22 protein-coding genes are annotated in these 23,146 nt (G+C 69.5%); 12 read left to right on the top strand and 10 right to left on the bottom strand.

Going from position 1 to position 23,146, the window contains the following annotated elements:
• Positions 1–9 precede the first annotated feature (9 nt).
• Positions 10–1,884 (bottom strand): AMP-dependent synthetase/ligase, encoded by a 1,875-nt coding sequence (locus tag ACIBN2_RS11375; RefSeq protein ID WP_399134062.1) that lies wholly within the window; start codon positions 1,882–1,884, stop codon positions 10–12.
• A gap of 249 nt (positions 1,885–2,133) precedes the next feature.
• Complete coding sequence (gene lepA / locus ACIBN2_RS11370) at positions 2,134–4,002, bottom strand: translation elongation factor 4 (RefSeq protein ID WP_399134061.1); 1,869 nt, start codon at positions 4,000–4,002, stop codon at positions 2,134–2,136.
• 222 nt (positions 4,003–4,224) lie between these two features.
• On the opposite strand from lepA, the gene rpsT reads away from it, so the two are divergent.
• Positions 4,225–4,491 carry a 30S ribosomal protein S20 gene (rpsT, locus tag ACIBN2_RS11365; protein WP_399134060.1) on the top strand — a complete coding sequence of 89 codons (267 nt, stop codon included), beginning with the start codon at positions 4,225–4,227 and terminating at the stop codon, positions 4,489–4,491.
• 186 nt (positions 4,492–4,677) lie between these two features.
• On the opposite strand, the gene ACIBN2_RS11360 is transcribed toward rpsT, so the two are convergent.
• Genes ACIBN2_RS11360 through ACIBN2_RS11350 form a run of 3 tightly spaced genes read right to left on the bottom strand, consistent with a single transcriptional unit; the run spans position 4,678 to position 7,039 of the window.
• Positions 4,678–5,433, bottom strand: a complete 756-nt coding sequence (locus tag ACIBN2_RS11360) for an ABC transporter permease (RefSeq protein WP_399134058.1) — start codon at positions 5,431–5,433, stop codon at positions 4,678–4,680.
• Between the two features lie 11 nt (positions 5,434–5,444).
• Positions 5,445–6,413 carry an ATP-binding cassette domain-containing protein gene (locus tag ACIBN2_RS11355; RefSeq protein ID WP_399134057.1) on the bottom strand — a complete coding sequence of 323 codons (969 nt, stop codon included), beginning with the start codon at positions 6,411–6,413 and terminating at the stop codon, positions 5,445–5,447.
• A 2-nt stretch (positions 6,414–6,415) separates the two neighbouring features.
• The gene (locus ACIBN2_RS11350; RefSeq protein ID WP_399134056.1) at positions 6,416–7,039 is read right to left on the bottom strand and encodes a PadR family transcriptional regulator; all 624 of its coding nucleotides are present in this window, start codon (positions 7,037–7,039) and stop codon (positions 6,416–6,418) included.
• A gap of 162 nt (positions 7,040–7,201) precedes the next feature.
• On the opposite strand from ACIBN2_RS11350, the gene ACIBN2_RS11345 reads away from it, so the two are divergent.
• The 10 genes from ACIBN2_RS11345 to ACIBN2_RS11300 all read left to right on the top strand — a co-directional run bounded on the left by ACIBN2_RS11345 (position 7,202) and on the right by ACIBN2_RS11300 (position 17,067).
• A complete protein-coding gene (locus ACIBN2_RS11345) occupies positions 7,202–7,954 on the top strand; it encodes a TetR/AcrR family transcriptional regulator (RefSeq protein WP_399134054.1) in 753 nt (250 codons plus the stop codon).
• Between the two features lie 488 nt (positions 7,955–8,442).
• A complete protein-coding gene (locus tag ACIBN2_RS11340; RefSeq protein ID WP_399134053.1) occupies positions 8,443–9,240 on the top strand; it encodes a BTAD domain-containing putative transcriptional regulator in 798 nt (265 codons plus the stop codon).
• Positions 9,241–9,365: 125 nt separating this feature from the next.
• Positions 9,366–10,145: a thioesterase II family protein gene (locus ACIBN2_RS11335; protein ID WP_399134052.1), complete on the top strand. Its 780-nt coding sequence runs from the start codon at positions 9,366–9,368 to the stop codon at positions 10,143–10,145.
• A gap of 179 nt (positions 10,146–10,324) precedes the next feature.
• Positions 10,325–11,488, top strand: a complete 1,164-nt coding sequence (metK, locus tag ACIBN2_RS11330) for a methionine adenosyltransferase (RefSeq protein WP_399134051.1) — start codon at positions 10,325–10,327, stop codon at positions 11,486–11,488.
• 1 nt (position 11,489) lies between these two features.
• The gene (locus tag ACIBN2_RS11325) at positions 11,490–12,488 is read left to right on the top strand and encodes a carbohydrate kinase family protein (protein ID WP_399134050.1); all 999 of its coding nucleotides are present in this window, start codon (positions 11,490–11,492) and stop codon (positions 12,486–12,488) included.
• Entirely contained in the window at positions 12,485–13,375 is an 891-nt protein-coding gene (gene metF, locus ACIBN2_RS11320) for a methylenetetrahydrofolate reductase [NAD(P)H] (RefSeq protein WP_399134049.1), read from the top strand. The genes ACIBN2_RS11325 and metF overlap by 4 nt, the downstream gene beginning before the upstream one ends.
• Positions 13,365–14,768 carry an adenosylhomocysteinase gene (gene ahcY, locus ACIBN2_RS11315; RefSeq protein WP_399134048.1) on the top strand — a complete coding sequence of 468 codons (1,404 nt, stop codon included), beginning with the start codon at positions 13,365–13,367 and terminating at the stop codon, positions 14,766–14,768. Before metF ends, ahcY begins: the two co-directional genes overlap by 11 nt.
• Positions 14,769–14,834: 66 nt before the next feature.
• Positions 14,835–15,902: a glucose-1-phosphate thymidylyltransferase gene (locus tag ACIBN2_RS11310; RefSeq protein WP_399134047.1), complete on the top strand. Its 1,068-nt coding sequence runs from the start codon at positions 14,835–14,837 to the stop codon at positions 15,900–15,902.
• On the top strand, positions 15,899–16,891 hold the full coding sequence (rfbB, locus tag ACIBN2_RS11305) for a dTDP-glucose 4,6-dehydratase (RefSeq protein ID WP_399134046.1): 993 nt from the start codon (positions 15,899–15,901) through the stop codon (positions 16,889–16,891). Before ACIBN2_RS11310 ends, rfbB begins: the two co-directional genes overlap by 4 nt.
• Positions 16,888–17,067, top strand: a complete 180-nt coding sequence (locus tag ACIBN2_RS11300; RefSeq protein WP_399134045.1) for a hypothetical protein — start codon at positions 16,888–16,890, stop codon at positions 17,065–17,067. The genes rfbB and ACIBN2_RS11300 overlap by 4 nt, the downstream gene beginning before the upstream one ends.
• Before the next feature lie 92 nt (positions 17,068–17,159).
• Here the strand turns inward: ACIBN2_RS11300 and ACIBN2_RS11295 are convergent, their stop codons facing one another.
• The 5 genes from ACIBN2_RS11295 to ACIBN2_RS11275 are packed head-to-tail and all read right to left on the bottom strand — an operon-like array spanning position 17,160 to position 22,364.
• Complete coding sequence (locus ACIBN2_RS11295) at positions 17,160–17,921, bottom strand: SDR family NAD(P)-dependent oxidoreductase (protein WP_399134044.1); 762 nt, start codon at positions 17,919–17,921, stop codon at positions 17,160–17,162.
• Between the two features lie 14 nt (positions 17,922–17,935).
• Positions 17,936–19,543, bottom strand: a complete 1,608-nt coding sequence (locus tag ACIBN2_RS11290; protein ID WP_399134043.1) for an FAD-dependent oxidoreductase — start codon at positions 19,541–19,543, stop codon at positions 17,936–17,938.
• Complete coding sequence (locus ACIBN2_RS11285; protein WP_399134042.1) at positions 19,536–19,835, bottom strand: antibiotic biosynthesis monooxygenase family protein; 300 nt, start codon at positions 19,833–19,835, stop codon at positions 19,536–19,538. The genes ACIBN2_RS11290 and ACIBN2_RS11285 overlap by 8 nt, the downstream gene beginning before the upstream one ends.
• Positions 19,829–21,424 (bottom strand): class I adenylate-forming enzyme family protein, encoded by a 1,596-nt coding sequence (locus ACIBN2_RS11280; protein ID WP_399134041.1) that lies wholly within the window; start codon positions 21,422–21,424, stop codon positions 19,829–19,831. The genes ACIBN2_RS11285 and ACIBN2_RS11280 overlap by 7 nt, the downstream gene beginning before the upstream one ends.
• Complete coding sequence (locus ACIBN2_RS11275) at positions 21,417–22,364, bottom strand: aromatase/cyclase (protein WP_399134040.1); 948 nt, start codon at positions 22,362–22,364, stop codon at positions 21,417–21,419. The genes ACIBN2_RS11280 and ACIBN2_RS11275 overlap by 8 nt, the downstream gene beginning before the upstream one ends.
• Before the next feature lie 194 nt (positions 22,365–22,558).
• Between ACIBN2_RS11275 and ACIBN2_RS11270 the strand changes: the two genes are divergently transcribed.
• Positions 22,559–23,011: a nuclear transport factor 2 family protein gene (locus ACIBN2_RS11270; RefSeq protein WP_399134039.1), complete on the top strand. Its 453-nt coding sequence runs from the start codon at positions 22,559–22,561 to the stop codon at positions 23,009–23,011.
• The last annotated feature ends 135 nt before the right edge of the window (positions 23,012–23,146 follow it).

Here is a 23,146-nt window from a genome sequence, read left to right as displayed (position 1 = left end):
GCCCTTCGTCTACGCCTCCCGCGTGCCGGCGTACATCTCGTCGATCAGGTGCTTGTACTCCCGCTCGACGACCGGCCGCTTCAGCTTCAGGCTCGGCGTGATCTCACCGTGCTCCACATCGAGGTCCCGCGGCAGCAGGCGGAACTTCTTGATGGTCTGCCAGCGCTGCAGCCCCTCGTTGAGCTCCTTCACATAGCCCTCGATCAGGGCGACCGTGGCTGGCTCGGCGACGACCTCGGCGTAGGACTTGCCCTCCAGGCCGTTGTCCTTGGCCCACTCGAGGAGCGACGGCTCGTCGAGCGCGATCAGCGCGGTGCAGAAGTTCCGGTCGGCGCCGTGCACCAGGATGTTGGACACGTACGGGCACACGGCCTTGAACTGGCCCTCGACCTCGGCCGGCGCGATGTACTTGCCGCCGGACGTCTTGATGAGGTCCTTCTTGCGGTCGGTGATGCGCAGGTAGCCGTCCGGGGACAGCTCGCCGATGTCGCCGGTGTGGAACCAGCCGTCCGACTCCAGCACCTCGGCCGTCTTCTCGGGCAGGCCGTGGTAGCCCTCCATGATGCCGGGGCCGCGCAGCAGGATCTCGCCGTCGTCGGCGATGCGCACCTCCGTGCCGGGCAGCGGCTTGCCGACCGTGCCGGTGCGGTACGCCTCGCCCGGGTTGACGAAGGAGGCGGCCGAGGACTCCGTGAGGCCGTAGCCCTCGAGGATGTGGATGCCGGCGCCGGCGAAGAAGTAGCCGATCTCCGGGGCGAGCGCGGCCGAGCCGGAGACGCAGGCGCGGAGGTTGCCGCCGAACGCCTCGCGGATCTTGGCGAAGACGAGGGCGTCGGCCGCCCTGTGCTTGGCGGCGAGCCCGAACGGGACGGACGGCGTGCCGGTGCGCCGGAAGTTGTCCTGGGAGGCCTTGGCGTACTCGCGGGCGACCCCCGCGGCCCACTGGAAGATCTTGTACTTGGCGCCGCCGCCGGCCTTCGCCTTGGCCGCGACCCCGTTGTAGACCTTCTCGAAGATGCGCGGGACGGCCGCCATGTACGTCGGCTGCACGACCGGCAGATTCTCGATGATCTTGTCCACGCGGCCGTCGACGGCGGTGACGTGGCCGACCTCGATCTGGCCGGAGGTGAGCACCTTGCCGAAGACGTGCGCGAGCGGCAGCCACAGGTACTGCACGTCCTCCGGGCCGACCAGCCCGGTCGCGGCGATCGCCTTCGCCATGTATGACCAGTTGTCGTGCGGCAGGCGCACGCCCTTGGGGCGGCCGGTGGTGCCGGAGGTGTAGATGAGGGTGGCGAGCTGGTCCCTGGTGATCGCGCCGACCCGCTCCTTGATCAGCTCGGGGTCCTTCTCCAGCCGGGCGGCGCCACGCGCCTCCAGCTCGGCGAGGGTGAGCACATAGTCGCTCGTCTCGACGCCGGCCGCGTCGATCACCACGACGTGCGTGAGAGCGGGCAGCTCGCCCCGCTTCTCGACCGCCTTGGCGACCTGGGCCGCGTCCTCCGCGATCAGCACCCGGCTCTCGGAGTCGGCGAGGATGAACGCCGACTCGTCGGCGTTGGTCTGCGGGTAGACCGTGGTCGTGGCCGCGCCGGCGCACATGATGCCGAGGTCGGCGAGGAGCCACTCGACCCGGGTCGAGGAGGCGAGCGCGACGCGCTGCTCGGGCAGCACGCCCAGCTCGATCAGCCCGGCCGCGATCGCGTAGACCCGCTCGGCGGCCTGCGCCCAGCTCATCGACTTCCACCCGTCGGGGCCGTCACCGGTTGCCGGCGCCACCGGGTAGCGGTACGCCTCGGCGTCCGGTGTGGCGGCAACGCGTTCCAGGAAGAGAGTCGCCACGCTCGGCGGACGGTTCTCGATCAGTGTCTGTGTGTCGCTCACGACATCCTCCGGGGCCCGCGGCAGTGCGGCTGGCTCAGTGCGGCTGGTTTCACTCGCGGCTGTTGTTTAACTCACGAGTAACTATGGAGCAGAGATCAGAGTAGAGCCCGACCGGCCGGTGCGTAAGAGGCGGCGGCCTGTCACTTCGTACAGAGAGCGACGTTACGCACGCGTAGGGGCCCGCCGCATTTTCGTACGACGAGCCCCTGTTGTGTCCGGTTTGACGGCGCAACCGGTCGTTACCTCTGGTTACTTCTTGGCCTTGCCCGACCCCGCGCTGTCATCGCTGGAGAGCACCGCGATGAACGCCTCCTGCGGAACCTCCACGGAACCCACCATCTTCATTCGCTTCTTGCCCTCCTTCTGCTTCTCGAGCAGCTTGCGCTTACGGGAGATGTCACCGCCGTAGCACTTGGCGAGGACGTCCTTGCGGATGGCGCGGATGGTCTCGCGGGCGATCACCCGGGAGCCGATGGCGGCCTGGATCGGCACCTCGAAGGCCTGCCGCGGAATGAGTTCGCGCAGCTTGGCGACGAGCCGCACACCGTAGGCGTAGGCCGCGTCCTTGTGCGTGATCGCGGAGAAGGCGTCGACCTTGTCGCCGTGCAGCAGGATGTCGACCTTGACCAGGCTGGAGGTCTGCTCGCCGGTGGGCTCGTAGTCCAGTGAGGCGTAACCGCGCGTCTTCGACTTCAGCTGGTCGAAGAAGTCGAAGACGATCTCCGCGAGCGGCAGCGTGTAGCGGATCTCGACGCGGTCCTCGGAGAGGTAGTCCATGCCGAGGAGGGTGCCGCGCCGGGTCTGGCACAGCTCCATGATCGACCCGATGAATTCGGTGGGCGCGAGGATCGTGGCGCGTACGACGGGCTCGTACACGTCGTTGATCTTGCCCTCGGGGAACTCGCTGGGGTTGGTGACCGTGTGCTCGCTGCCGTCCTCCATCAGCACGCGGTAGACCACGTTGGGCGCGGTGGCGATCAGGTCGAGGCCGAACTCGCGCTCCAGGCGTTCGCGGATCACGTCGAGGTGGAGCAGGCCCAGGAAGCCGACGCGGAAGCCGAAGCCGAGGGCGGCGGAGGTCTCCGGCTCGTAGACCAGCGCGGCGTCGTTGAGCTGGAGCTTGTCCAGGGCCTCGCGCAGCTCCGGGTAGTCGGAGCCGTCCAGCGGATACAGACCGGAGAAGACCATGGGCTTCGGGTCCTTGTAGCCGCCGAGCGCGTCGGTGGCCCCCTTGTGCTGGCTGGTGACGGTGTCACCGACCTTGGACTGGCGGACGTCCTTCACACCGGTGATGAGGTAGCCCACCTCGCCGACGCCGAGCCCGTCCGCGGCCAGCATCTCCGGCGAGTTCGTGCCGATCTCCAGCAGCTCGTGGGTGGCGCCGGTCGACATCATCCTGATGCGCTCGCGCTTGTTGAGCTGGCCGTCGATGACACGCACGTACGTCACGACGCCGCGGTAGGAGTCGTAGACGGAGTCGAAGATCATCGCGCGGGCCGGGGCGTCCGCGACGCCGACCGGCGCCGGGACCTCCGCCACCACCTTGTCGAGCAGCGCGTCCACGCCGACACCGGTCTTCGCGGAGACCCGGAGCACGTCGGTGGGGTCGCAGCCGACCAGGTTGGCGAGCTCCTCGGCGAACTTCTCGGGCTGCGCCGCCGGCAGGTCGATCTTGTTCAGTACGGGGATGATCGTGAGGTCGTTCTCCATCGCCAGGTAGAGGTTGGCGAGGGTCTGGGCCTCGATGCCCTGGGCCGCGTCGACGAGGAGGATGGTCCCCTCGCAGGCGGCCAGCGACCGCGAGACCTCGTACGTGAAGTCGACGTGCCCCGGGGTGTCGATCATGTTGAGGATGTGCGTGTGGTTCTTGTCGTGGGTGGGAGCCCACGGCAACCGCACCGCCTGGGACTTGATCGTGATGCCGCGCTCGCGCTCGATGTCCATCCGGTCGAGGTACTGAGCACGCATCTGCCGCTGCTCGACGACGCCGGTCAGCTGGAGCATCCGGTCGGCGAGCGTGGACTTGCCGTGGTCGATGTGCGCGATGATGCAGAAATTGCGGATCAGAGCCGGGTCGGTACGGCTCGGCTCGGGCACATTGTTAGGGGTCGCGGGCACGCAGGGTCCTGTCTCTTGAGGCGCCTTATGCCTCGGGTCGGATCGTTACGTAGGCTCCATCGTCCCATGGGCGGGGACCTGGGACCGTTTTGGGCCGTAGGCATGGCCACTGGTAGCGTGGGTGGCTGTGCCTCATGCCCTCTCAGCACGAGGCGCACCTCAAGAAATCACCTGGCACGGGCCGCGTGCGGTCCTGTGCCTGAACCTGAAAAGGCTCAATCAGTGGCGAACATCAAGTCCCAGATCAAGCGGAACAAGACCAACGAGAAGGCCCGGCTGCGCAACAAGGCCGTCAAGTCTTCCCTGAAGACCGCGATCCGCAAGGCCCGTGAGGCCGCTGCCGCGGGTGACCGCGAGAAGGCCGTCGAGTACCAGCGCGCTGCCGCGCGTCAGCTCGACAAGGCCGTCTCCAAGGGCGTCATCCACAAGAACCAGGCCGCCAACAAGAAGTCGGCGCTTGCTTCCAAGGTCTCGTCCCTCAACGGCTGACACTTGATTTGACGCCGGAAGGACTCGGGCGGGCCCTCTCTCATCCGCCCCCGACCGGCCCCCAGAGCCTGTTCGCGGCCTGCGTTCGCCACGCGGGAACGGGCTCGGCAGCTTGAACCGAAGGCCCCGCCTCCGTCCCCTTCCCCAGGGGTACGAAGCGGGGCCTTCGGCGTGGTTCACCGGCTATCAGGAGTTGGCTTTGACGAACTTCCGGGTGCCGAGCGCGAGGGAGGCCGCGACCAGCACCACCGCGACGATGGCGCTGCCGAGCACCGAGCCGGTCGCGTAGTGCCCGAGGAAGAGGTCCCGCATGCCGTCGACGATGTACCGGAACGGGCTGAGGCGGGACAGCACGGAGAGCCAGTCCGGCGCGAACGTCATCGGCAGCAGGATGCCGGAGAGCAGCATCAGCGGGAGCACCACCGTGTTGATCACCGGCGCGAAGAGGTACTCCGTGGGAAGGCTCAGCGCCAGCAGGTACGACAGCGAGGCCAGGCTGATCGCGAGTGCCAGGACCAGCAGGAATCCGGCCACCACGCCCACCAGTGGCGCCCGCAGTCCGAACGCCACGGAGACCAGGGTCAGCAGGGCGGCCTGGACGAGCATCACCACCGCGTCCCGCATGACCCGGCCGAGCAGCAGCGCCAGCCGGCTGACCGGAGTCACCCGCATGCGCTCGATCACGCCGGCGCGCATGTCCGGGATCAGGTTGAACCCGGCGTATCCGGCGCCGAACAGACCGAGCTGGACGAGCAGTCCCGGCACGTACTCCTGCCAGGCGTTGTGACCGGGTGTGTTCGGCAGCGCCTTCTCCAGCATCGGGCCGAACAGCAGCAGGTAGAGCACCGGCTGGACCATGCCGATGACGACGCTCATCTTGCTCTTGAGCGTGGTGTCCATGTACCGCCGGAAGATGAGCAGCGAGTCATTGACGATCTGCACGACTGGTCCTCTCAGACACTCACGGGCTGCGCGGCCGCCTCGACCAGCGAGCGGCCGGTGATGGACAGGAAGACGTCGTCCAGCGTCGGGCGGACGACCTGGATGGAGGTCGGTTCCGCGTTGACGCCGTCGAGCGCGCGCAGGAACTCCAGCAGCACACGGTCGTTGTGTTCGACCGTCAGCCGCAGGGTCCGGCCGTCGGCACGGACGTCCTGGACAGCCGGGTGTGCGGAGAGCGCGGCCTCGGCCCGGTCGGCCTCGGCGGTCAGCTCGATGGTGACGATGTCGTGTCCCAGCTGGCGCTTGAGGTTGGCGGGGCTGTCCTCGGCGACGATCCGGCCGCGGTCGATGATCAGCACCCGGTCGCAGAGGGCGTCGGCCTCGTCCAGGTAGTGGGTACTCAGGAAGACGGTGGTGCCCCGGGTCTCCCGGACCGTGCGGACGTGCTCCCAGAGCGTGCTGCGGCTCTGCGGGTCGAGCGCGGCGCTGGGTTCGTCGAGGAAGAGCAGCTCGGGCTCGTGGGCCAGGCCGAGGGCGATGTCCAGACGGCGGCGCTGGCCGCCGGAGAGGGTGATGGTCGGGCGCTCCGCCAGGCCGGTCAGGTCCAGCTCCCCGATCAGCTCGTCCGCCCGGCGCACCGCGTCGGCCTGGGACATCTGGTAGAGCCGGCCCTGCAGAACCAGCTCGCTGCGTACGGTGGCCGCAGGGGACGTGCCACCGGACTGTGCGACGTAGCCGATCTTGCGGCGGACGCCCTGCGGGTCACTGCGCAGATCGCAGCCTGCGACGCGGGCACTGCCGGAAGTGGGCTCCAGCAGCGTGGTGAGCATCCGCAGCGTGGTGGTCTTGCCGGCGCCGTTCTGGCCCAGGAAGCCGACGATCTCGCCCGGCGCGACGTGGAAGCTCACCCCGGTGACGGCCTGGACCCCGCCCTTCTTTTTTGTCTTGTACGTCTTCGACAGGTCTTCCGCTTCGATCATGTTCACGGTCGCTCCTCGTTGAACCGGTCTGCCTGACGGTCGGTCGGCGCCCCGGTCCCCTCATCGCCCGTGGCGGGCCGCGGGTCGACGATGTCGGCCACGTTCTTCTCGAACTTCTCGAGCCAGCGCAGCTCGGCGTCCAGCTGCATCTCCCGGCGGTGGAACATCGCCGCGTCGAAGTCGGTGATCAGTCCCTGCTCGGTGAGGCGCCGGCATTCGGCGGCCACGCCGTCGCGACTGGTGGCGAGCAGCTCGCGCCGCGAGCCGAGCAGCGCGAGCATCTCAGCGCGGTCCCCGACTCGGCCGAAGAGCAGGGCGACGCCCAGCGGGTCCGGGCCGAAGTGCAGCTGAGCGACGGCCTTCTCCCGGAGTGCGTGCAACTCGGACCGGCCGTCGTCGGTGATCCGGTAGACGGTCCGCACCGGGCGGCGCCCCACCTGCTCGGTGCGAACGGCCTCGACGAAGCCATGCGTCTCCATCGTCTTCAGCTCCCGGTGCAGCGCACCGATGCTGACGCCTCCCCAGGTCTGGACGTTGCTGCGCTCGGCCTGTCTGCGGATCTCGTGACCGTGCTGCGGCCCGCCGCTCTCCAGCAGTCCCAGCACCACGAGGCGAGATAGATTCATGAATCTAACTTCTCAGAATTAGATTCATGTTGTCAATCGGATCCGAAGCGCACGGGAAGCGGCACGGCTCCACGCCCGTCGGCCGAGCCCGCTTCGAGGGGGCTTCGAGCCGGGCGGACCACCCTGGGGCCCGAACACTCGTTTCGACAGGGGAAGTGAGAGATGGCGGCAACCGCCGAACAGGCACCCGAGGTCCCACCCCTGATCTGGGCCGAGCCCGAGCCGGACGGCGCCCAGCTGCGGCCGCCGTTGACTCGCGCCCAGGTCGTCGCGGCCCTGTTGAGGATCGCCGACGCCGAGGGGCTCGCCGCGGTGTCGGCCGAACGGCTCACCACGGAGCTCGGTGCCGCCGGGGCCTCGCTTCGGCACCACATCCGGCGCCCTGGCGACCTGGAGGACCTGCTGCTCGACGGCGTCTTCGGCGAACTGACGCTCACGCAGGGCGAGTCGGGGACATGGCGGGCGGACCTGCGTGCCGGGGCGCAGGAGCTGCGGAGGGCCATCGGGCGTCACCCGTGGTTCGCCCGGCTGACCTTCCGCCGGCCGCTCTTCGGCCCGCGGGCCCTGAGCTGGCTGGAGCACATGATGGCGGTGCTGGAGGGCGCCGGGCTGGAGGTCACCGTCGCTTCGGCCTACGCGGGCATCGTCACCGGCCATGTGATGGGGACGGCGATGTGCGAGGCCGAGGAGAAGGAGATGGAGCGGGTGCGGGCCGGCGACAGGAGCACCCACGAGCGGCACTTCGACGTGACGTCATTCCTGGACGGCATCGTCGCGGGCGGCCGCTACCCGGCGTTCTCCCGGTTTCTCCAGGCCGGGGCCCGCCACCTGACCGCCGACGAGAGCTTCGAGATCGGTCTCGACGCCCTGCTGGACGGCCTGGCCCGACGGATCGAGCGCATCGAGCCGGCCTGACCCTCGGCGGGCACCTCCCGCCACCCGAACCGTAAGGACCCGGCCGCAGCGCGGCCGGGTCCTTACGGCTGCACGAGGACTCGCGACCACCGGCAAAGGGAATTCACAGGGTGAAGAAAGAATGAGATACCGGTTGCCGCAGATCCCCGTCAATGATTGAGAATGAAACAAAGTCGAGATGCACATCACCCTTCGCCATGACCGACGGCACACAAACATCCCATTTTGCCGGAGTTGGCATATTGCACACTAATTTCCCGAATCCTATTCTCTCAGAAATGACTCGAGAGTCCCTCGAGGAGTAATTGACTCCAATGTTTGGCTAAAGGTTGTTGATCCTCTCAGGGTCCTGCTATAGGCTCGTCGGAGGACGGGGGAAGTCTCAATGCAGGGCAGGCTTGTGCCTTATTCTGCGCCGCCTGCGCTGCACCCCAGTCAATAAGGACCGAAATCGTCAGAGATGGTCTCAAATTGATGGAGGGGTTTGCATGTTCGGGGAATCGACCGATGTGACTCAGATCGCCATGTCCGTTCTCGGTCCGCTGCAGTTCAGCGTGAATGGCATCGATGTCACCCCTACCGCACCGAAACAAATGCAGGTTCTGGCACTCATGGCCCTCAATGAAGGGCAGGTCGTGACAGCGTCGAATTTCGTCGACGAGCTGTGGGCGGAAAGGCCGCCAAGGAGTGCGAAAACGACCCTGCAGACCTACATTCTGCACCTTCGGAAACTCATGTCCAAAGCGTTCAAGGACGAGTCCGCAGTGGTCCGGGACATCCTGCTGACCAGGCAGGGCGGCTATCTTCTGCGGTTACCCATGGCCCCCTTCGACCTCCGTCAATTCAACGACCTCTCGACCCAGGGACGGATCGCTCTCGCTCAGGGTGACCCGCAGCGCGGGTCCCATCTGTTGCGGAAAGCATTGGAGTATTGGCGGGGACCAGCTCTTGTCGATGTGCCGATCGGCTCCGTTCTCGAGCCGAAAGTTCGTGGTCTGCAGACACAGCGGCAGATTGTCCTGGAAAGCAGAATCGAAGCCGACCTGCTGGTGGGCAGGTATGACGAGGCAATACTGGACCTGGTCACGTTGACCGCACAGCAGCCTCTTAATGAGAATATACATGAACAGTACATGCGTGCCCTGAATCTGGCAGGGCGCCGTTCGGAGGCTCTCGGTATTTATCATCGGCTTCGAAAGAATCTGATGGATGAACTGGGGCTGGAGCCGTCCCAGAAGCTGCAGCAGGCACAGCATCTGGTCCTCAGCTCGCAGAGTGCCGCCTAGCGGGCCGGGTCACCCAGGCAGTCCGTACTCGTGGACGGCCCCTTCGGGCCGGCCTCGAGCGGCTGTCGAGGCCGGCCGACGACCCTCTGTACCCACGGCGTTCACACACGTGGAGAAGAGGATCCATGCCACACGAACAGCCGGTACGACTCTATTGTTTCGCTCACGCCGGAGCGGACGTCTCCACCTTCCAGGGCTGGGCCGCGAGTGTCGGGCCCGGCGTGGTGCCCGTCCCCGTGCTGCTGCCCGGCCGCGGCCGACGGCGCGACGAACTCCGTGTGACCACACGCGAAGCGCTGCTCGGCGATGTACTGCACCTGTTCACCGATGCACCGGCCGGCCCCTGTGTCCTGTACGGCCACGGTCTCGGCGCCCTGGTCAGTTACACGGTGGCCAGCGCCCTGCAGGAGATGGGCCTGCCCGGCCCGGCACTGCTGGCGGTCGGCGCCTGCACACCCCCGCACATGCCTCCTGAGTCGGCCTACGTACTGGGAGTGCCGGAGTCCGAACTCCTGCGCACGCTCGACCGGATGGGCGTCGTACCGCCCGGCACCGACCTCGGCGGCATCCAGGAACCGGCCAGGAAGCAAGTGCTCCGGGACGACTTGGCGCTCGACCGCGCCCTGCGCGCGGCGGCACGCACACCGTCGCCGGCCGGCCCGCTCACCACACCGCTGCTCGTCATCGCCGGGGACGACGACGCGCCGGCGTCCCCCGCGGTGGCCGAGGGCTGGCACGCCTGGACCGAGGGGCCCGTACGGCTCCGCACCGTGTCCGACGGCCATCTCTTCGTACGCGGCCCCGAACTGCCCCGGCTGATGGGGCAGGCATGCCGCGTCGTGCGCCGCCTCGGGAGCACGTGGCCGCGGTTCTCCGCGCCGTCGCCGGTGGAGCTGCGTCGCTGACAGCGCCGCGAGGTGCCGGCCGCCCACGCCGACGGTCCGCCGCGCCGGGCTCCTTGCCCTCGTTCGTCCGTTCTTCGAGCGTTCCTTGTCCGGCCCCGGGCACGCTGCTCCCCGGCCCGGGCCGTTTCCGCCCGGTCGCCGACCGTCCCGACCGTCCGGCCACCACCGCCTGGAGTGACATGTCCCGTCACCTGTTCACCTCGGAATCCGTCACCGAGGGACACCCCGACAAGATCGCCGACCGGATCAGCGACACGATTCTCGACGCGCTCCTCGGCAAGGACCCGCAAGCCCGGGTCGCCGTCGAGACGCTGATCACCACGGGCCAGGTGCACGTCGCCGGAGAGGTGACCACCACGGCGTACGCGGACATCCCCGGCCTGGTCCGGGACGCCGTCCTCGACATCGGCTACGACGCCTCCCAGAAGGGCTTCGACGGCCGCTCCTGCGGAGTGTCCGTGTCCATCGGCGCCCAGTCCCCGGACATCGCGCAGGGCGTCGACACCGGCGGCGCGGGCGACCAGGGCCTGATGTTCGGGTACGCCTGCGACGAGACACCCGAACTCATGCCCCTGCCCATCCAGTTGGCGCACCGCCTGTCCCACCGTCTCTCCCAGGTCCGCAAGGAGGGCGTCACCCCCTACCTGCGCCCCGACGGCAAGACCCAGGTCACCGTCGAGTACCTCGGCACCCGCGCGGTCCGCCTGGACACGGTCGTCGTCTCCACCCAGCACGCCGCCGACGTCGACCTCGACGGACTGCTCGCCCCCGACATCCGCACCCACGTCGTCGAGCACGAACTGGCCCGCCTCGCCGACGACGGCATCAAACTCGACACCGACGGCTACCGCCTGCTGGTCAACCCCACCGGACGGTTCGAGATCGGCGGCCCGATGGGCGACGCCGGCCTGACCGGCCGCAAGATCATCATCGACACGTACGGCGGCATGGCGCGCCACGGCGGCGGTGCCTTCTCGGGCAAGGACCCCTCCAAGGTGGACCGTTCGGCGGCGTACGCAATGCGCTGGGTCGCCAAGAACGTCGTCGCCGCCGGCCTCGCCTCCCGCTGCGAGGTCCAGGTCGCCTACGCCATCGGGAAGGCCGAGCCGGTCGGCCTGTTCGTCGAGACCTTCGGCACCGCCGCCGTACCGCAGACGGCGATCGAGCACGCCGTCCGCCAGGTCTTCGACCTGCGCCCGGCCGCGATCATCCGCGACCTCGGCCTGCGCCGCCCGATCTACGCCCAGACATCCGCGTACGGCCACTTCGGCCGTGAACTCCCGGACTTCACCTGGGAGAAGACGGACCGCGTGGACGCGCTGCGGCTCGCGGCGGGGGTCTGAGATGCGGATCGCCGTCACCGGATCCATCGCCACCGACCATCTGATGGTCTTCCCCGGCCGGATCGCCGACCAGCTGCTCCCCGACCAGCTGGCTCACCTCTCGCTCTCCTTCCTCGTCGACCGGCTCGACGTGCGACGCGGCGGAGTCGCGGCCAACATCGCCTTCGGTCTCGGTGTTCTGGGCCTGCGGCCGGTACTCGTCGGGGCGGTCGGCAGCGACTTCGCCGAATACGAGGTCTGGCTGAAGGAGCACGGCGTGGACACCACCGGCGTGCGGGTCTCCGCCCGGCGGCAGACCGCCCGGTTCGTCTGCGTCACCGACGAGGATGCCCATCAGATCGCCGCGTTCCACACGGGCGCGATGGCCGAGGCGGCCGAGATCGATCTGCGGGACCTGATCTCCGCCGGCGCCAGGCCCGATCTGGTCCTCGTGTCGCCCAACGACCCGGCGGCCATGCTGCGCCACACCGGCGACTGCCGCACGCTCGGCATCCCGTTCGCCGCCGACCCCTCGCAGCAACTCGCCCGGCTGGACGGCGACCAGGCCCGTGTCCTGGTCGCCGGAGCCTCCTGGCTGTTCACCAACGAGTACGAGGCGGCACTGCTCCAGGAACGCACCGGCCTCGGCAGGGACGAGATCCTCGCGACCACGGGCACCTGGGTCACCACCCTCGGCGAGAAGGGCGTCCGCATCGACCGGGCAGGGCGGCCGGCTCTCACCGTCCACGCGATCCCCGCTACCGACGTCGCCGACCCGACCGGAGTGGGCGATGCCTTCCGGGCCGGCTTCCTCGCGGCCGTCGGCCGCCGGCTTCCCGTCGAGTCGGCGGCACAACTGGGCTGCGCGCTCGCCTCGGTCGCTCTGGGCACGGTCGGTTCACAGACCTACGAGACCGACCCGGCCGGCCTGCTCGACATCGTGCAGCGAGCCTACGGCGCCGACGCGGCCCGACGGCTCTCGAGCGCGGCAGGCCACTTCGACGCGGGACGCCGCACATGACGACCCTGCGGGACGTTCTCGCGAGCGGCGCCCGCTCCTTCTCCTTCGAGTTCTTCCCGCCGAAGACCGAGGCGGGCGCCTCGGCCCTGTGGAACGCGATCCGCCGGATCGAGGCCCTGTCGCCGACGTTCGTGTCCGTCACCTACGGCGCGGGCGGCTCCTCCCGCGATCGTACGGTCGAGGTGACCAGACGCATCGCGACGGAGACGACCCTGCGGCCCGTCGCTCATCTCACCGCCGTCGGGCACTCCGTGGCCGAACTGCGGCACGTCATCGGCCAGTACGCGGACGCGGGCGTGCGCGACGTGCTCGCCCTGCGCGGCGATCCGCCGGGCGGCCCGAACGCCCCCTGGACGGCACACCCGGACGGCTTCACCCATGCCCATGAACTGGTGTCCCTGGTAAGGGAGTCGGGCGACTTCGGCATCGGTGTCGCGGCGTTTCCCGAACGCCATCCGCGCTCGCCCGACTGGGACAGCGACATCGAGCACTTCGTGGCCAAGTGCAGGGCCGGCGCCGACTGTGCGATCACGCAGATGTTCTTCCGCGTCGAGGACTATCTGCGGCTGCGCGACCGGGTCGCCGCGGCGGGCTGCGACGTACCGATCATCCCGGAGATCATGCCGGCCACCGACGTACGCCAGATCGCCCGTTTCGCCGAACTCTCCCACGCGGCCTTCCCCGAGGACCTCGCCCACCGGCTCGCGGCGGCCCAGGGCGACCGGGCCGCCGGCCACCGCATCGGGGTCGAGTGCGCCACCGCCATGGCCGTACGGCTCCTCGCCGAGGGCGCGCCCGGCCTGCACTACATCACCCTCAACAAGTCCAGCGCCGCCCTCGACATCCACCGCAACGTCCTGAGCACAAGGAGCGCAAGTGTCCGCTGAATTCACCGATTTCAAGGTCGCCGACCTCTCCCTGGCCGAGTTCGGCCGCAAGGAGATCACCCTCGCCGAGCACGAGATGCCCGGCCTGATGTCGATCCGCAAGGAATACGCCGAGACCCAGCCACTGGCCGGCGCCCGCATCACCGGCTCCCTGCACATGACCGTGCAGACCGCCGTCCTCATCGAGACCCTGGCCGCCCTGGGCGCGCAGGTCCGCTGGGCGTCCTGCAACATCTTCTCCACCCAGGACCACGCGGCCGCCGCCATCGCTGCTGCCGGCATCCCGGTCTTCGCCTGGAAGGGCGAGACCCTGGAGGAGTACTGGTGGTGCACCGAGCAGGCGCTGACCTGGCCGGGCACCGCCACCGGCGGCCCGAACATGATCCTCGACGACGGCGGTGACGCCACCCTCCTCGTCCACAAGGGCGTCGAGTACCAGAAGACCGGCGCGCTCCCGCCCGCGGACAGCGATGAACTCGCCGTCGTACAAGACCTGTTGAGGTCCAGCACCCTCGACTGGACCGTTCTGGCCTCGGAGATCCGCGGCGTGACCGAGGAGACCACGACGGGCGTGCACCGTCTGTACGAGATGCAGCGTGACGGCGTCCTGCTGTTCCCGGCGATCAACGTGAACGACGCCGTGACCAAGTCGAAGTTCGACAACAAGTACGGCTGCCGGCACTCCCTGATCGACGGCATCAACCGGGCCACCGACGTCCTGATCGGCGGCAAGACCGCGGTCGTGTGCGGCTACGGCGACGTGGGCAAGGGCTGCGCGGAGTCGCTGCGCGGACAGGGCGCCCGCGTGATCATCACCGAGATCGACCCGATCTGCGCGCTCCAGGCGGCGATGGACGGCTACCAGGTCACCACCCTGGACGAGGTCATCGACAAGGCCGACATCTTCGTCACCACGACCGGCAACAAGGACATCATCATGGCCTCCGACATGGCCAGGATGAAGCACCAGGCCATCGTCGGGAACATCGGCCACTTCGACAACGAGATCGACATGGCCGGCCTCGCCAAGACCCCCGGCATCGTCAAGGACGAGGTCAAGCCCCAGGTGCACACCTGGACCTACCCCGACGGCAAGGTGCTCATCGTCCTGTCCGAGGGCCGCCTGCTGAACCTGGGCAACGCCACCGGCCACCCGTCGTTCGTGATGTCCAACTCCTTCGCGGACCAGACCCTGGCCCAGATCGAGCTGTTCACCAAGCCCGACGAGTACCCGACCGACGTCTACGTGCTGCCCAAGCACCTCGATGAGAAGGTCGCCCGCCTCCACCTGGACTCGCTCGGCGTGAAGCTGACCACGCTCCGCCCCGAGCAGGCCGCCTACATCGGCGTGCAGGTCGAGGGCCCCTACAAGTCGGACCACTACCGCTACTGAGCGGTCCGGCGAGGCGTCGACCGGCTCCCGAGCGGGGTTCCAGAACACCCGCATAGCGTCCATGACATGAAGGCTCTCGTACTGTCCGGTGGCTCGGGGACACGCCTGAGGCCCATCACTCACACATCGCCCAAGCAGCTGGTGCCGGTGGCGAACAAGCCGGTGCTCTTCTATGTCCTCGAGGACATCGCACGGGCCGGGATCACCGAGGTCGGGATCATCGTGGGAGAGACCGCGAGCGAGATCCAGGAAGCGGTCGGCGACGGTTCCAAGTTCGGTCTCCAGGTGACCTATCTGCCGCAGGACAAACCGCTGGGCCTCGCGCACGCGGTCCTGATCGCCCGCGAATACCTCGGTGACGACGACTTCGTGATGTATCTGGGAGACAACTTCGTGGTCGGCGGCATCACCGGCCTGGTGGACGCGTTCCGCGCCGACCGACCCGACGCACAGATCCTGATGACCCGCGTTCCCGATCCGAGCGCCTTCGGCATCGCCGAACTGGACGGGGACGGCCGGGTCGTGGGGGTGGAGGAGAAGCCGACCCAGCCCAAGAGCGACATGGCCGTGATCGGCGTCTACCTGTTCACGCCGGCCGTGCACGAGGCCGTACGTGCCATCCAGCCGTCCTGGCGCGGCGAGTTGGAGATCACCCACGCCATCCAGTGGCTGATCGACAACCGGTGTGACGTGCGGTCCACCGTGATCCACGGCTACTGGAAGGACACCGGCAACGTCATGGACATGTTGGAGGTGAACCGGTCCGTGCTGGAGGGCATCGAGCCGTGCACCGAGGGCCATGTGGATGCGGGCAGCGAGGTGGTCGGGCGTGTACGGATCGAGGCCGGCGCCCGGGTCCGCAATTCGCGTCTGGTCGGCCCCGCGGTCATCGGGTCCGGCACGGTGATCAGCGACTCCTACGTCGGCCCGTACACGTCCATCTCGGAGAACTGCCGGATCGAGGGCAGCGAGATCGAGTTCTCCATCGTGCTGCGCGACTCCCGCCTGGAGGGCGTGCACCGGGTCAGGGGATCGCTCATCGGCCGCAGCGTCAGCGTGACCCCTGCCCCACGGCTGCCGTCCAGCAACCGGCTCGTTCTCGGCGACCACAGCGAGGTGCAGATCTCATCATGACCACCAAGGCCATCCTGGTGACGGGCGGGGCCGGCTTCATCGGTTCGCACTACGTCCGCACGCTGCTCGGTCCGCACGGTGCGCAGGACGTGACGATCACCGTCCTCGACAAGCTGACGTACGCCGGAAGTCTCACCAATCTGACCGGGGTGAGCGACAGCGACCGGTTCACCTTCGTACGCGGCGACATCTGTGACGCGCCTCTGGTGGACGAGCTGATCGCCCGCCACGACCAGGTGGTGCACTTCGCCGCCGAGTCGCACGTCGACCGCTCGATCGCCGGCGCAGCCGACTTCGTACGCACCAATGTGACCGGCACCCACACCCTCCTGGACGCGGCACTGCGGCACCGGACCGAGAGGTTCGTGCACATCTCCACCGACGAGGTGTACGGCTCCATCGACCTGGGCTCCTGGGCCGAGACCTCGCCGGTCAGCCCCAACTCCCCCTATTCCGCGGCCAAGGCGTCAAGCGACCTCATCGCGCTGGCCTACCATCGCACGCACGGTCTGGACGTCCGCGTCACCCGCTGCTCCAACAACTACGGCCCGCACCAGTTCCCCGAGAAGGTCATCCCGCTCTTCGTCACCCGCCTGCTCGACGGCGGCAAGGTGCCGCTGTACGGGGACGGCGGCAACGTGCGCGACTGGCTGCACGTCGACGACCACGTCCGCGGGATCGAGCTGGTGCGCGCCGGCGGCACGGCCGGTGAGGTGTACAACATCGGCGGCGGCACCGAACTCTCCAACAAGGAACTGACCCAGCTGCTCCTGGACGCCTGTGGCGCCGGCTGGGACAGCGTGGAACGCGTCACCGACCGCAAGGGGCACGACCGGCGTTACTCCGTCGACTGCACCAAGATCGGGCGCGAGCTCGGGTACCGGCCGACCAGGGAGTTCGAGGCCGCGCTGGCGGAGACGGTCGACTGGTACCGCGACCATCGCTCCTGGTGGGAGCCGCTCGCACAGCGTGCGGGAGCGCGGGCATGAGGCGGTTGCTGCACATCCTGTGGCTGGGCCTCGTCGGCCTCGGCACTCTCCACACCGGTCCGCTGTACTACGAGGACGAGCAGCTCCTGTCCGCCCTGGCACAGGTGGGCTTCTTCCCTGACCGGCCTACGGCGAGCCGGGGCCGGACGCCCGACCCGCGGATGGATGCTCTCTGAGGTCTGTACAACGGTGTGCCGGTCCGCCCAGGCGGACCGGCACACCGTGGCCGCGGCGACGGAGCGACCGTGCGGGCAGCGCGGGTCGGTCGTCAGCGGCCGCCGGCCACGGTGACGATCTGGCCGGTGGTGTTGCCGTTGGCCGCCGAGCCGAGGAAGAGCACCGCACCGGCGATGTCCTCGGGGCTGCTGAGCCGGCCGGTGGGAGTCAACCGGGTCTCCCGCTCCCGGACTTCGGCGGGCAGCCCGCCGCGCACCCGCTCCGTGGCGGTCAGACCCGGGCAGACGACGTTGACCAGCACGCCGTCCGGGCCCAGGTCCCAGGCCAGGCTCCTGGCGAATCCGTGCAGCGCCGACTTGGCGGCCCCGTAGAACTCCTGGCCGCGGTGGCCGTCGAGCGCGACGTGCGAGGAGATGAGCACGATCCGGCCCCAGGACCGCTTGCGCATACCGGCCACCGTGAGCTGCACGGTGCGCAGGGTCGGCGCGAGGTTGTCGGCGAGAAACGCCGTCCAGTCGCCGGCCGGGACGTCCTCGAAGTGTTCGCCCGGTGCGCGCCGGGGAGCCCAGCGCACCGCGTTGGCGACGAGCACGTCCACACCGCCCCACCGCCTGGTGACCTCGGCGACGGCCGACTCCACCGTCTCCGGTTCTGCGAGCGAGTACCGCAGCGCCATCGCCGTGTCCCGGTCGGCACCGAGTTCGCGGGCGAGCCGCTGCCCGGCCGTACTGTCGCCGCGGTAGGTCAGGGCGACGCGGGCGCCCTCGGCCGCGTACGCGCGCGCGATGTCCGCACCGATCCCGGAGGAGGCGCCCGTGACGAGCACCGTGCGGTCCTTCAGACCCATGTCCATGTGGCCCCTCGCCTTCACGTCGATCCGTCGGGTACGAGCCGGGCAGGCACCAGGCGCAGATGTGCCGCCGCCAACGCCTGCCGCAGGTCCGTCTCGCTGAACTCCCCTCCATGGGCGGCGACATAGCCGTCCGGACGGACCAGCAGCCAGCCGCCCGGTCCGAGCCCCAGGGCGGTGCGCAGCCGGCCGTTCGGGTCGGCGAGCGGGCCCGGGCCCTGGGTTCCGTCGCCGAGCGTGCGGACCGACAGCCATGCGTCCGCCGTGAGCACACCGGCCGCCGTGCCCGGGGTCAGGGCCAGCGTCCATCGGGTGTCGCGCAGTTCCTCGGCCCAGGCCCGGCAGCCCGGATCGGCCGGGTCCGCCCCCGCTCCGACGGAGGCACGGGTGCCGGGGAGCGGCCCTCGGCCGGTGTCCGCGGGCCGGGTCAGCGGCGAGTCGGGGTAGCCGAGCCGGAGGCCGGAGATGCCTCCGAGCACCTGGCGCTGCACCTTCTTGCGCAGTGGTGTGACGTTGCGGATGACACCGAAGACGACCGGCAGGGCGAGGGGCGCGAACGCGTTCTTCAGCTGCACCATGAAGGTCGCCTTCTTGGTGGAGCCGAGGAGCGTTTCACCGACCGGCACCCGCTCGGCGCTGTAGCTGTCGAGCAACTCCCGCTCGGCATGGCCCTGTTCGACCAGGGCCAGCTTCCAGGCCAGGTTGTACGCCTCCTGGATGCCGGTGTTCATTCCCTGTCCGGAGGCCGGGCTGTGCACATGGGCGGCGTCGCCCGCCACGAAGACCCGCCCCTCGCCCATGCGGGGCACCATCCGCTGCTGGAAGGTGAAGACCGACGTCCAGGTGGGCGTGCGGACCTCTGCCGTGCGGCCGAGGCCGGGGCCGAGCTTGCTCGCGAAGCGGTCCGCGACCACGTCGGCGTCGGTGCCGGGCGGCGCGGTGGTGGTGTCCAGCAGGCGCCAGCGGCCACCGCGTCTGAAGGGCACCATCATCAGCGCCTGGGAGCCGGTGTGGATCCAGTAGATGCTGTCGCGTGGCAGGTCCACGTCGACGGGGGCATCGGCGAGCATCCACGTCTCGCTGCTCTCGCCGAGCAGGGGCAGCCCCAGCTCCTTACGCACGGCGCTGTGTCCGCCGTCACAGCCGACGAGCCAGGGCACCTCGGCGGATTCCGCGCTCCCGTCGGCGCGTTCGAGGCCGACGACCACCCGCCCGCCGTCCTGAGTGAAGCCGGTCAGCCGCGTCCCCCACTCGACCTCGACTCCGAGCCGGGCCACCGCCGCACGCAGCACCGCCTCCGTGTCGACCTGCTCGACGATCGCCGTGAACGGATAACGGGTGGGCATGGTCGAGTAGTCGGCATCCAGCCGCACCAGCCGACGGCCCCGGCTGAACATCGTGAACGCCCTGATCTGCTGGGCCTGTTCGAGGATCTCCTCGACGACGCCCATCTGGTCGTACGTCTCCAGGGTGCGCGGGTGGGTGGCCACCGCGCGGCTGGTGGTGGCCGGCTGGGGCGCGGCGTCGATCAGCCGCACCCGCAGCCCGCGGCGGGCAAGCTCGTGCGCGGCGGTGAGACCGACCGGGCCGGCCCCCGCCACCAGCACCTGAGTCCCGTCAGCCACGACCGGCCCCGTCCTCGGTGACCTCCTCGTAGAGACCGGGCTCCGCGTCGGCCAGCCCGGCGAGGCCCTTGATCAGCGTCCGGAACTCCTCGCTGTGCAGAGCGGTCCGGTGGGATGCGGCGTCGTCCCACTCGGCCGTCTCGATGAAGACGTTGCGCTGCCCGAGGTGGCGCAGCGTCGAGGAGCTGCGATAACCCGGCTGGCCGGACATGAACTCGGTCAGGGACCGCTTGATCCTCAGGAACTCCTCGATGTCGCCGTGGACGGTCAGCTTGTTGACGAAGGTCACCACGATGGTTCTCCTGTCCGGAAGGGTTGATGGGGCTCGGAACTTCGCAGCCACTCGCGCAGCCGGCGCCGCTCGGCCTTGCCGTTCGGCGAGCGGGGTACGGCGGTGAGCTGTTCGGCACGGCGGATCTGCTGGTGGTCGGCCAGCCGGGCGTTGGCCCGCGTCACCACCAGCCGCAGGTCCGCCGGTCCGTCACCGGCGGTGACGATGCCCGCCCACACGACGGCACCGCTGAACTCGTCGGGCAGGTCCGCCACCACGCAATCGGCGACGAGCGCGTCCTGCATGAGGATCCGCTCGATCTCGCTCGGCGAGACCAGCTCGTTGTCGACCTTGAAGACGTCCTTGATGCGGTCGACCAGGAACAGCCAGCCGTCCGCGTCCTCGTAGCCGACGTCGCCGGTGTGGAACCAGCCGTCGGGGTCGATGTCCGGCGCGTCCGGCAGGCCGAGGTATCCGGCCATCAACTGCGGGCCGCGCAGCAGGACTTCGCCCGGGAGGCCGGTGCCGAGGTCGGCGCCGGTGTCCAGATCCACGATGCGGCACTCGGTGCCCGGCACGACCGGACCGACCGAGCCGGGTCTGCTCCGCTCCGGCCGGTCGTTGTGGCTGAGCGGGGAGAGTTCGGCGAGCCCGTAGCCCTGGATGACCGGGACGCCGAGCTGTTCGCGCAGGCGGTCCGCGACGGCGGGGGCGAGCGCCGAGCCGCCCGAGGCGATCAGCCTCAGCGTCGGCGCGGGCGAGATCGCGGTCAGCCGCTGATCCGCCGCCAGCCTGGTCAGCCGTACCGGCAGCCCGAAGTAGTGGGTCGCCCCGGCGTCGGCGGCCGCCGCGAACGAGGCCACCGGATCGGGATCGTGGCACAGCACCTGAGTGGCGCCCGCGTACACCGCCGCGTTCAGATGCATCAGGTGGTACAGCGGCAGATGGTTGAGGCATACGCAGTCGGCGTCGAGGCCGAGTGCGTATGCCGCCTGTGCGGCGTTGGTCACCAGGTTGCGGTGGGTGAGCTGAACGCCCTTGGGCGGACCGGTGGTTCCGCTGGTGAACTGAACACAGGCGACCGAGTCCGAGTCGGCCGCGGCAGTGCCGGAGAGCCCGGCCATGGAGGGTCCGTCCGGGCCGAGCAGTTCGGCCAGGGGGCGCGTGCCCTCGGGCGCCCCCTCGGCCCGGTCCGCGTCGACCACGTACACCTCGCGCAGGTCCGGCAGCCGCCCGCGGACCGTCTGCAGCCGTTCGGCGGTCCGAGCGGGGACCAGGGCGATCTCGATGCCGGCGGTGTGGAAGATGTGCTCCAGTGCGGCCTCGCGGACCAGGGGGTTGACCAGCACGACCCGGTTGCCGCTGCGGCTCGTGCCGTAGAAGCCCGCCGCGAACACCGTGTCCAGCACGCCGGCCACCCCGACCGCCGTCCGGCGGCCGCCGGTCAGCCGGCGCAGGGCGCGGGCGAACCGGTCGGCGTACGCGTCGAGTTCGGCGTAGCGGAGGGCTCCGTGTTCGTCCCGGACGGCCACCCGCTCGGGGAAGCGCTCGGCGGCCCGGCGCAGCAGCCCGTCCAGCGTGAGCGCCGGGACGGACGGGCCGTCAGACACCGGCGCGCTCCTCGGCGTACGCCTTGGCCAGGCGCAGGTTGCTGACACTGTTGGCGCTCAGCACGCGGCGCAGGTACTTGCGCGCGTCGAGGACCGTCGTGCCCTCGCCGAGGATGTGCAGAGCCGACGGCTTGATGGTCGCCGTGTGCCGGGCCTCCGCGATGACGCCCTCGGGCGTCCGCGTGAATTTCCAGTGCCCGGTGTGGCCGTCGAGCAGTGCGGGCAGCTCGGTCTGCTTGTACACGATGATGTCCGTCTCGACCGTGACCCGGACCGAGCGGGTGCGGTGCGAGGAGCCGTCCGGCGTCGAGGTGAGCATGTCGAAGAACTGGACGCCCGGTGCGGGCTCTTCGAGGTCCAGCTTGGCGATGTGGGGGATGCGCTCCTCCCACTTGTCCGCCTCCCACAAATAGTCGTAGGCGTCCTTGATGTCGCCCGCGATGAAAAGCGCGTCGGTGAAGGAGATGATCAGCCGGTCGAGTTCGGCACGGTTCTCGGCGGCATGGCCGAGGGTGCTCAGATAGTCCCGGGTGCCCGCGCGCAGACGGGCGGAGAGCTCCTGCGCCCCGGCCCGGCCGCCGTCGGCCGGGGTGAAGTCGTGGCTCATCTCCACCAGGGTCTTGCCGTCCTGCTCCTGGAACGTCCAGGCGCCGCCGAGGGACGCGAAGGGTGCCTCGGGGTCCTCGTGGACGAAGGAGATCCGGCTGCCGTCGGCGGCGCCGGTACGGCGCGTCGTCCAGGTGCGCACCGAGTCCCGGCCCGCGACGGCCCAGTGCCGGACCAGTTGCTCCCGGCCGCTGTCCGCCAGGATCTCCGCATGGACGGCTGGCTTGTGCAGCTGCGTCCAGCCGACGACGTCCTCGACCAGCGAGCGGACCTCCTCGACCGGGGCCGCGACGAGCAACTCGTCCCGGACGGAGTACTGCTGGGTGTTCGGCATCGTGTGTCCTCCTGCGCCATCGACGCGTCGCCGTGCGGGTTCGGTGGCAACGCTCCGTGCCGCCGCTTGAGGCGCATTGGATTCCGGCTGGACGACGGAGGATCCGGGCCGCCCTGCAGAGCGACTCGAACGCGGCTCGACCGCGGCGGTCCACGATGGCCGCCGCCCGGACAGCCCGACGAAACGGAGACACCATGACCGCGCAGACCGAGACACAGCCGTACTCCGCCACCGAGTTCGGTGCCCTGTACGCGGAGATCCAGCAGTTCTACGCCCGCCACATGCACCTCCTGGACGACGGCGACGCAGACGCATGGGCGGCCGGTTTCACCGAGGACGCCTCGTTCTCGGTGCCGACCCTGCCCGCGCCGGTGGTGGGCCGCGCGGGCCTGGCGGCCGCGGTACGCCGCACCGCCGAGGCGCTCGCCGAGGCCGGTGAACAGCACCGTCACTGGCCCGGCGTCTTCGACGTCCGGCCGCAGAAGGACGGGTCGGTGGTCGTCCACTCGTACACCACCGTGTTCGCCTCGCCGCTCGGCGGCGCCTCCCGCGTCCACCGAGTCTGCACCTGCACCGACGTCCTGGTCCGCGAGGGCGGGCGGCTGCTGGTCAAGGCCCGCGAGGTCGCCCGCGACGACCTGCGCTGACCGCGCCGCGCCCCGACCGCGGCTCCTGCGCGCTTCGAGCCCGGTTCGAGAGGGCTCGCCCAGCCTCGTCGGCAGGACACACAACCAGCAGGAGAGAGCACCCATGACCATGGGGACAGTAAGCGGTGAGGGCCG

Source organism: Streptomyces sp. NPDC050534 (genome assembly GCF_044457745.1).
Taxonomy (GTDB): Bacteria; Actinomycetota; Actinomycetes; order Streptomycetales; family Streptomycetaceae; genus Streptomyces.
The sequence above is the reverse complement of the archived record's forward strand: the minus strand, read 5'-3'. Positions and strand labels throughout refer to the sequence as shown.

Coding starts and splice junctions, on each gene's coding strand:
- ACIBN2_RS11355 (WP_399134057.1), bottom strand. CDS start 6,413: ATGATCGAAGCGGAAGACCTGTCGAAGACGTACAAGACAAAAAAGAAG.
- ACIBN2_RS11350 (WP_399134056.1), bottom strand. CDS start 7,039: ATGAATCTATCTCGCCTCGTGGTGCTGGGACTGCTGGAGAGCGGCGGG.
- ACIBN2_RS11345 (WP_399134054.1), top strand. CDS start 7,202: ATGGCGGCAACCGCCGAACAGGCACCCGAGGTCCCACCCCTGATCTGG.
- ACIBN2_RS11340 (WP_399134053.1), top strand. CDS start 8,443: ATGTTCGGGGAATCGACCGATGTGACTCAGATCGCCATGTCCGTTCTC.
- ACIBN2_RS11335 (WP_399134052.1), top strand. CDS start 9,366: ATGCCACACGAACAGCCGGTACGACTCTATTGTTTCGCTCACGCCGGA.
- metK (WP_399134051.1), top strand. CDS start 10,325: ATGTCCCGTCACCTGTTCACCTCGGAATCCGTCACCGAGGGACACCCC.
- ACIBN2_RS11325 (WP_399134050.1), top strand. CDS start 11,490: ATGCGGATCGCCGTCACCGGATCCATCGCCACCGACCATCTGATGGTC.
- metF (WP_399134049.1), top strand. CDS start 12,485: ATGACGACCCTGCGGGACGTTCTCGCGAGCGGCGCCCGCTCCTTCTCC.
- ACIBN2_RS11310 (WP_399134047.1), top strand. CDS start 14,835: ATGAAGGCTCTCGTACTGTCCGGTGGCTCGGGGACACGCCTGAGGCCC.
- rfbB (WP_399134046.1), top strand. CDS start 15,899: ATGACCACCAAGGCCATCCTGGTGACGGGCGGGGCCGGCTTCATCGGT.
- ACIBN2_RS11300 (WP_399134045.1), top strand. CDS start 16,888: ATGAGGCGGTTGCTGCACATCCTGTGGCTGGGCCTCGTCGGCCTCGGC.
- ACIBN2_RS11295 (WP_399134044.1), bottom strand. CDS start 17,921: ATGGACATGGGTCTGAAGGACCGCACGGTGCTCGTCACGGGCGCCTCC.
- ACIBN2_RS11275 (WP_399134040.1), bottom strand. CDS start 22,364: ATGCCGAACACCCAGCAGTACTCCGTCCGGGACGAGTTGCTCGTCGCG.
- ACIBN2_RS11270 (WP_399134039.1), top strand. CDS start 22,559: ATGACCGCGCAGACCGAGACACAGCCGTACTCCGCCACCGAGTTCGGT.